At 70.1% G+C, this 8,365-nt stretch carries 6 protein-coding genes and 1 rRNA gene; 4 read left to right on the top strand and 3 right to left on the bottom strand.

Annotated elements, in window-relative coordinates; all coding sequences use genetic code 11:
* Positions 1-173 precede the first annotated feature (173 nt).
* From ASE68_RS18590 to ASE68_RS18605, 4 genes are all read left to right on the top strand, one after another.
* Positions 174-1,058 (top strand): ABC transporter ATP-binding protein, encoded by an 885-nt coding sequence (locus ASE68_RS18590; protein WP_055863012.1) that lies wholly within the window; start codon positions 174-176, stop codon positions 1,056-1,058.
* The gene (locus ASE68_RS18595) at positions 1,055-2,191 is read left to right on the top strand and encodes an ABC transporter permease (RefSeq protein WP_055863014.1); all 1,137 of its coding nucleotides are present in this window, start codon (positions 1,055-1,057) and stop codon (positions 2,189-2,191) included. Before ASE68_RS18590 ends, ASE68_RS18595 begins: the two co-directional genes overlap by 4 nt.
* A gap of 309 nt (positions 2,192-2,500) precedes the next feature.
* Complete coding sequence (locus ASE68_RS18600) at positions 2,501-4,597, top strand: alkaline phosphatase family protein (RefSeq protein ID WP_235481212.1); 2,097 nt, start codon at positions 2,501-2,503, stop codon at positions 4,595-4,597.
* A gap of 90 nt (positions 4,598-4,687) precedes the next feature.
* On the top strand, positions 4,688-5,806 hold the full coding sequence (locus tag ASE68_RS18605) for a low specificity L-threonine aldolase (protein ID WP_055863016.1): 1,119 nt from the start codon (positions 4,688-4,690) through the stop codon (positions 5,804-5,806).
* Positions 5,807-5,903: 97 nt separating this feature from the next.
* On the opposite strand, the gene ASE68_RS18610 is transcribed toward ASE68_RS18605, so the two are convergent.
* The 3 genes from ASE68_RS18610 to rrf form a co-directional block, all read right to left on the bottom strand.
* The gene (locus ASE68_RS18610) at positions 5,904-7,415 is read right to left on the bottom strand and encodes an APC family permease (protein WP_055863081.1); all 1,512 of its coding nucleotides are present in this window, start codon (positions 7,413-7,415) and stop codon (positions 5,904-5,906) included.
* 148 nt (positions 7,416-7,563) lie between these two features.
* Positions 7,564-8,118 (bottom strand): TetR/AcrR family transcriptional regulator, encoded by a 555-nt coding sequence (locus ASE68_RS18615; protein ID WP_055863018.1) that lies wholly within the window; start codon positions 8,116-8,118, stop codon positions 7,564-7,566.
* Between the two features lie 170 nt (positions 8,119-8,288).
* Positions 8,289-8,365 (bottom strand): 5S ribosomal RNA (rrf, locus tag ASE68_RS18620); the annotation flags it as partial.

The raw sequence follows: 8,365 nt of genomic DNA on the forward strand, positions 1-8,365 counted from the left end.
TTCGTCGCCGCGTGCGACTCGACCGACTCCGGTTCACTCACCCTGCGAGGGTAACCAGCACCTGCGACATCCGGAACCCCTCCCCCTCGAGGCGGAGCGCTCGAGCCCGAGCGCCGCGAACGACCATCCGCACGGGGGATGCCGCCTCCCCGCGACGTCCGTACGGTGATGGCATGCTCGAACTCCACGACGTCACCAAGCGCTACGGCGAGCGCCTCGCCCTCGATCACGTGAGCTTCTCCGTCGGCGATGGCCGACTCACCGGATTCGTCGGCGGCAACGGCGCCGGCAAGACCACGACCATGCGCATCATCCTCGGCGTGCTCGCCGCCGACGGCGGCAGCGTGACGATCGACGGGGCGAAGCTCACCGCCGTCGACCGACGCCGCTTCGGCTACATGCCCGAGGAGCGCGGGCTCTACCCCAAGATGAAGGTGCTCGAGCAGACGGTCTACCTCGCGCGACTGCACGGCTGGTCGGCAGAGGCCGCTCGGCGCAACGCGCTCGACCTGCTCGAGCGGCTGGGCCTCGGCGAGCGCACCGACGACGCCATCGAGTCGCTCTCGCTCGGCAACCAGCAGCGCGCGCAGATCGCCGCGGCGCTCGTGCACCAGCCCGAGCTGCTCGTGCTCGACGAGCCGTTCTCGGGGCTCGACCCGATGGCGGTCGAGACGGTGCAGGGCGTGCTCGCGGATGCCGCGGCCACCGGCACCCCCGTGCTCTTCTCGTCGCACCAGCTCGACATCGTCGAGCGCCTCTGCGACGACCTGGTGATCATCTCCGGCGGACGCATCGTCGCCTCGGGCACCGGCGAGACGCTGCGTGCCGAGCACGGCACCGACCGCTGGGAGCTGCTCGCGAGCGGCGACGCCGGCTGGCTGCGGCAGCAGCCCGGCATCCGCGTCATCGAGTTCGACGGCGGCTGGGCCGTCTTCGAGGCCGAGACGGATGCCGCGCGCGAGGCCGCACTCGCGCAGGCCGTCGCCCGTGGCGGCCTCACCAGCTTCGCGCGCGAGCGCACCTCGCTCGCCCAGATCTTCAAGGAGGTCGTGCGATGAGCACGCAGAGCACCGGCACCCGGCCCACCCCCCGCAGCGTCACCGACCGCCCGTCGGCCCCCCGCTTCGTCGACAGCGTCGGCCTCATCGCCGGCCGCGAGATCACGATGCGGCTGCGCAGCAAGGCGTTCCTCATCTCGACGGGCGTGCTGATGCTCGCCGTGCTCGCCTCGGTGGTGCTCGGCTCGCTCTTCGGCGGGCAGTCCGAGGCCGCGAAGGTCGCCGTGGTCGGCGCCGCGTCCTCCGCGGTCGACGGCAACGACGCCCTCGAGGCGGTGCCGGTCGACGACCAGGCCGCCGGCGAGCAGTTGCTGCGCGACGGCGAGGTCGACGCGATCGTCGCGCCCGCGGCATCCGACCCCCTCGGCGTGGTCGTCATCGGACTCGACCAGACGCCCTCCGGCGTCGTGCAGGCCCTCGCCGTCTACCCGACGGTCGAGCTGCTCGAACCGGCGGCCGTCGATCCGACCCTCGCGTACTTCGTCGCGTTCGGCTTCGGCATCGTGTTCTTCATGTCGGCGATCACCTTCGGCTCGACGATCTCGCAGTCGGTCGTGGAAGAGAAGCAGACCCGCGTCGTCGAGATCCTCCTCTCCACGGTCTCGGCGCGTGCGCTGCTGACCGGCAAGGTCATCGGCAACAGCGTGCTCGCGTTCGGCCAGATCCTCGCGATCGCGGTGCTCGCGCTGCTCGGGCTCATGCTCACCGGCCAGCGCGTGCTGCTCGGCGGCGTCGGCCCATCGGTCATCTGGTTCGTGGTGTTCTTCGCCGTCGGCTTCGTGATGCTCGCGGCCCTCTTCGCGGCGACCTCGGCGCTCGTGTCGCGGGCTGAAGACGTCGGCTCGGTCACGACGCCCGTGACGATGCTCGTGATGATCCCGTACTTCCTCATCATCGTGTTCAACAACAACCCGACGGTGCTCGCGATCATGAGCTACATCCCGTTCTCTGCACCGGTCGGCATGCCGATGCGGGTGTTCCTCGGCACGGCGGAGTGGTGGGAGCCGTTCGTCTCGCTCCTGATCCTGCTGGCGACGACCGCCGCGGCCGTGCTCGTCGGCGAGCGCATGTACCGCAACTCGCTGCTGAAGACCGGGACCCGCGTGAAGCTCGGCGACGCACTGCGCGGCTGAGTAGACCGAGCACGATCAGGGCGAGCGGATGCCGCGGGCGGGGGCCCGCGGCATCTGCGCGTCCGGCCGGCCGCGAGTTCGACTGCCGCCCTGCCGCATGTTGTATCGACACCATGACCGCTCCCAGCGAGGCTGTTCACCTTGCTTTCACCGCCGGCCGGGCGAGTCGGGCACATCGCGCGTGAACCCGCGACGAACATGTCTCGACAACTCCCGAATCCCCTCCTGCGACGAGCTCGATCTCCGAAGACTGGGTTGCGGCGGCATCCGTCGCCCGTGATTCCCATCCCTCTCGGAAGGCCAACCGTCATGCCCTCGCCGAACCGCGCGATCCGCGCCGTCTCGACCTCGTTCCTCGCCGCCGCGCTCGTCGCGGCGCCCATCTGCGCGCAGGCCGCATCGGCCGCCCCCGCCGAGACGCCGGCCGCCGCCGGCTCCAAGGCCGCGAAGACGCTCGTCGTCGGCATCGACGGCGCGAGCTTCGACTTCCTCGCCCCGGCCGACATGCCGAACCTCGACGCACTCCGTGCCGCGGGCATGACGGCGGCGAGCAACCTGTACGCGCAGCCCATGGCCGGCACCGTCTCGGGCGCCGGGTGGTCGAGCATCGCCACGGGCGTCTGGCCCGACAAGCACCGCGTCGTCGACAACAGCTTCAGCAACCCGAACTACGCCGCGTACCCCGACTACCTGACGCGCGTCGAGGCCGCCGCGCCCGACCGCTCGACACTCGTCGTCGGCACCTGGACGCCGATCCCGCAGACCGTCTTCGGTCCGGCGGTCGACCAGCGCGTCGCCGGCGGAGACGATGCCGGCACAACGGGGAAGGCCGTGGCGGCGCTCGGCGCCGGCGACCCCGACGACGTGTTCGTGCACCTCGACGAGGTCGACGGCGCAGGGCACTCGGTCGGCACGAACGGCGCCGCCTACGGAGCCGCACTGAAGCGCGCCGATTCGCAGCTCGGCGAGATCCTGGCGGCGGTCGAGTCCCGCGCGACCCGCGCCGACGAGGACTGGACGATCATCGTCACCGCCGACCACGGACACACGCCGACCGGCGGACACGGCGGCAGCACCCCGGCCGAGCGCAAGACGTTCGTGATCGCCACGGGCCCCGGCATCGAGCCCGGTTCGGTGCGCAACGACGTGAAGGTCGTCGACATCGCCCCGACCGTGCTCGCGGCCGACGGCATCGCCACCGACGCCACGTGGAACCTCGACGGCACCGCGATCGGCGAGCTGAAGGCCGACGAATTCGACGCCCTCCGCCCCGTGCTGCAGGGCAAGGTCGACGAGACCCGCCCGTCCGCCGGCGTGCTCGGGTGGACGCACACCACCCCCGAGGGCTGGACCATCGACAACTCGAAGATGCCCACCGGGGGCGTCACGGAGTGGGCCGGCTGGTCGTTCGCGACCGACGAGTTCTGGACCAACGTCGAGCTCGGCCAGCGACGCGAGACGAGCGTGCGCAGCCGCGACGTGTTCGCCGTGGCCGACTCCGACGAGTGGGACGACAAGTCGCATGCGGCGGGCCAGTTCGACTCCACCCTCGTGAGCCCGGCGTATCCGCTCACCGGCGCCGCGACCGCGACGCTGGCCTATGCGACGAACTACTTCATCGACGGCCCGCAGTCGGCCGAGGTCTCGGTGAGCTTCGACGGCGGTGCCCCGCAGTCGCTGAAGGCGTACTCGGCCAACACCAACACGAACGAGCGGCTCGCCTTCGACGTGCCCGCCGGCGCTCGCACGGCGCAGTTCCGCTTCCGCTACACCGGCACCAACAGCGCCTTCTGGACCGTCGACCGCGTCTTCCTCGAGCAGGATGCCGCCCCAGAGGTGCCCGACACGACCAAGCCGGTCGCGACGCTCGTGACGCCGACCGCCGCCGGCCCGTTCCGCGCCCTCGAGGTGCAGGTCGACGCGAGCGACGACCGCGGGCTGAAGCGCATCGTGGCGAACGTCTACCGTGACGGCACCCTCGTCAAGAGCACGCAGACCCCGGTCGACGGCGCGACGTCCGGCACGCACCGCGCGACGGTGACCCTGCCCGACGGCGCGTACACGGTGAAGTTCAACGCCGAGGACCTCGCGGGCAACATCGCCAAGACCGGCACGTTCGCCTTCACGGTCGACGCCACCGCCCCCACCGCGACCGTCAAGACCGGCGCCGGCGAGACGGTCGGCGCCGACGGCACCTACGAGAAGGTCAGCTTCAAGCTCTTCGACGCGGGCAAGGTCGACAAGGTCGAGCTCAACGGGGTGGTCAAGGACCTCTCGAACAACACCTGGTCCGACGTGAACTTCGTCAAGCCGGGCGTGTTCGGCGCGGTCGCGGGGCAGAACACGCTGGTCGTGTACGACGTCGCCGGCAACACCCGAACGGTCGCCTTCAGCCTTCTGGGCTGAGATCAGGGCGAGCGGATGCCGCGGGCGGCCGCCCGCGGCATCCGTGCGTCTTCGGCGGGCACACGCAGGTTCGGTGCGCCGCCCGTCACGATGCGTTCAGGCACGGGGTGGCAGGATGGTTCGGTGACCCACGAGCGCTCCCCCCTCCATGACACCACCATTCGTGGTTTCGCCTCCGACAACTACTCCGGCGTGCATCCCGAGGTGCTCGCGGCGATCGCCGCGGCCAACGGCGGACACCAGGTCGCCTACGGCGAAGACGCCTACACCGAGCGCCTGCAGCAGGTCTTCGCCCACCACTTCGGCGAGGGCGTCGAGGCCTTCCCGGTCTTCAACGGCACGGGCGCGAACGTCACCGGGCTGCAGTCGATGCTGCCGCGCTGGGGCGCCGTGATCTCGGCCAAGACCGCGCACATCAACTCCGACGAGGGCGGTGCGCCCGAGCGCGTCGGCGGCATGAAGCTGCTCACCGTCGTCGCGCCCGATGGCAAGCTCACTCCCGAGCTCATCGACGAAGAGGCCTGGGGCTGGGGCGACGAGCACCGCGCACAACCGCTCGTGGTCTCGATCACGCAGACCTCCGAGCTCGGCACGCTGTACACACCCGAAGAGGTGCGGGCCATCGCCGACCACGCGCACGACCACGGCATGCTCCTGCACATGGACGGCGCCCGGCTCTCGAACGCGGCCGCGTCGCTCGGTCTCCCGCTCCGCGCCTTCACGCGCGATGCCGGTGTCGACGTGCTGAGCTTCGGCGGCACGAAGAACGGCGCGCTCGGCGCCGAGGCGATCGTGGTGCTGAACCCCGCGGCATCCGATGGCCTGAAGTACCTGCGCAAGCTCAACATGCAACTCGCCTCGAAGATGCGCTTCGTCTCGGCGCAACTCATCGCCCTGCTCGAGGGCGACCTGTGGATCCAGAGCGCCTCGCACGCCAACGCAATGGCCCGCCGCCTGCGCGACGCCCTCGACGCCGGCATCGGCGCGGGGGAGCTGCCCGGCCTCGGGTTCAGCCAGCCCACGCAGTCGAACGGCGTGTTCGCGGTGCTGCCCGTCGGCGTCGCCGATCGCCTGCGCGATCGCGGCTTCAAGTTCTACGACTGGGATGCCGCGAAGGGCGAGGTGCGCTGGATGTGCTCGTTCGACACGAGCGAGGCCGACATCGACGCGTTCGTCGCCGGCATCCGCGAGGAGCTCGCCGCGGCGTAGCCGCCTGCACGTCGAACGGCCCGGTCGGATCCGACCGGGCCGTTCGCATTCGGATGACGGGCGCGCACGCCTCGCCTCCGGACTCGCGTCTGCCCGCCTACTCGGGCGCGAGCACCTCGGTGTCTCGGTTGAGCGAGCGCTTCTCGAAGTAGTCGCGCGACCCCGGGAACAACGCCCAGACGAACATGAGCACGACCCCCAGCACGAGGGAGCCGATGCCGATGAGGAACGCGCTGCCGACGCCCGCGAGCTGCGAGTAGCCGTAGTCGGGGTTCGCCATGTCGATCGCCGACTGCACGAACGCCCAGACCATGAACACGCCGCCGAGCAGCGGGAACACGAAGCGGTAGAACGCGTTGCGCCAGCTGTCGAAGAGGTTGCGTCGGAAGTACCAGATGCACGCGAAGCTCGCGATGCCGTAGAAGAACGCGATGGCCAGCCCGATCGAGAGCACGGAGTCGGCGAGCACGCTCGTCGAGACGAAGCTCATGCCGGCGTAGTAGACGATCGCGACGACGCCGATGAGGGTCGTCGAGAACGTCGGCGTCTTCGAGACCGCGTGCACCTTCGCGAAGCGCGGCGGCAGCGCCTTGTAGACGCCCATGGCGAAAGTGCCGCGGGCGGTCGGCAGGATCGTCGTCTGCGACGACGAGAGCGCCGAGATCGCGACGGCGATCACGAGGAACCAGCCGAGGGGGCCCATCGCCATGCCGGCGAGGGCCGAGAACACGTCGTCGGCGTGCTCCTCGTTGGCGAGACCGGTGCCGGTGTCACCGAGACCGGCGTACATCATCGCCACGACGGTGACCCCGACGTAGGTGATGAGCAGCACGAGGGTCGACAGGGTGGCTGCGCGGCCCGGGGTGCGGCGCGGATCCTTCGTCTCCTCGGTGAGCGCGAGGCAGGTGTCCCAGCCCCAGTAGATGAAGAGCGCGAGCAGGATCGCCTGCACCATGCCCGTGCCGTCGGCGAGGAACGGGTTGAACCAGTCGAGCGAGACGGGCGTCGGATCGGGGGCTGTTCCGCCGAAGAAGCCGATGAGGCATCCGACGACGAAGGCGGCCATGGCGAGGTACTGGATCGCGAGCAGCACCTGCTGCATCCGCTCGCCGATCTCGACGCCGCGGAGCGAGATCCACGTCATGGCCGCGATGATGATGCAGCCGAAGGCCGTGACGATGAACCGGTCGTCCGACAGGGAACCGTCGCCGATCAGGCCGAGCAGGTAGACCGACGCGATCTCCGCGAGATTGGCCATGACGAGCACTCCGGCGACGGCGATGCTCCACCCGGCCATCCAGCCGGTGCGCGGACCGAACGCCTTCGCGGCCCAGGTGAACACGGTGCCGCAGTCGGGCACGTCGTTGTTCAGTTCGCGATACGCGAATGCGGTGAAGAGCATCGGCACGAAGGCGAGGATGAACGCGACGGGTGCCTGCGCTCCCACCGCGATGATGACGTAGCCGAGCGTCGCCGCGAGTGAGAACAGCGGTGCGGTCGAGGCGATGCCGATGACCGTCGACCCCCACAACCCGAGCTTGCCGATCGCGAGGCCCTTCGTGGGCGTGGGATCGGTGGGGACTGCGGCGCCGGCCGTTGGAGTGGTCATCGGATACCTTCTCGCCGTCGAGGGGTGGGCGCGCATGAGGTCGGAACCGACCGACGCGGATGCTCTCATCATATACCGACCGACTAGACGGTCGGTTTCGTCGGCGCGAGGGACCCTGCCGCCGCCGTTCGACAGCGGCCGGGAGCGATCAGGCCCGGGCGCCGCCGGCCTGCATCGCCTCGAACGACGCGACGATCGACTCGACATGCGCGGCCGTGAGCACCTGCTCGCCCTCGGACAAATTCATGAGGGCATTGTGATTCATGCCGTCGCCGGCGAAGAGCACCATCCGCGCAAGCGATGGAGCCCCCGTCGCCGCGGTGAGCACCTCGAGCCACCGGTGGCGGCACTCGCGCAACACGTCGAGCGCGGACTCGTCGCCGGTCTGCGCCACCCGGTAGCCGGCCTCGATGACCCGCTCGAGCTCGCTGTCACGATCGAGCGAGGAGACGAGGTAGTAGCGCACGGCACCCTCCGGCGCGGCACCCATGCGCTCGGCGTCGCGCTCGGCCTGGGCCCGCAGCTCGACGAGCAGCGCGGAGCGCAGCGAGCTGACGGATGCGAAGTGGTGCAACGCCCCCGACTTCGAGAGGCCGGCGCGACTCGCGACGCCCTCGAGGGTCGCACCGCGGATGCCGCGCTCCACCAGGAGGTCGGTGTAGGCGGTGAGCACTCTGGCGGCCGGGCCGTGGACGGTGATCATCAGCCCATCGTACGAGGCGCCTCGAGAGCGCGGGCTCGCGGATGCATGCGGGCCACCGTCGAACGCAGAAAGGCCGCCTCATCGGGCGGCCTTCGTTTCGGTGCGGTGCGTGGTTGGTGTGTTAAATGCGAAGAGCCGCCCACGTGGTGGGCGGCTCTTCGGTAATGGTTGTCCGGCGGTGTCCTACTCTCCCACAGGGTCCCCCCTGCAGTACCATCGGCGCTGCGAGTCTTAGCTTCCGGGTTCG

This window comes from Agromyces sp. Leaf222 (genome assembly GCF_001421565.1).
In the GTDB taxonomy this organism is placed as follows: domain Bacteria; phylum Actinomycetota; class Actinomycetes; order Actinomycetales; family Microbacteriaceae; genus Agromyces.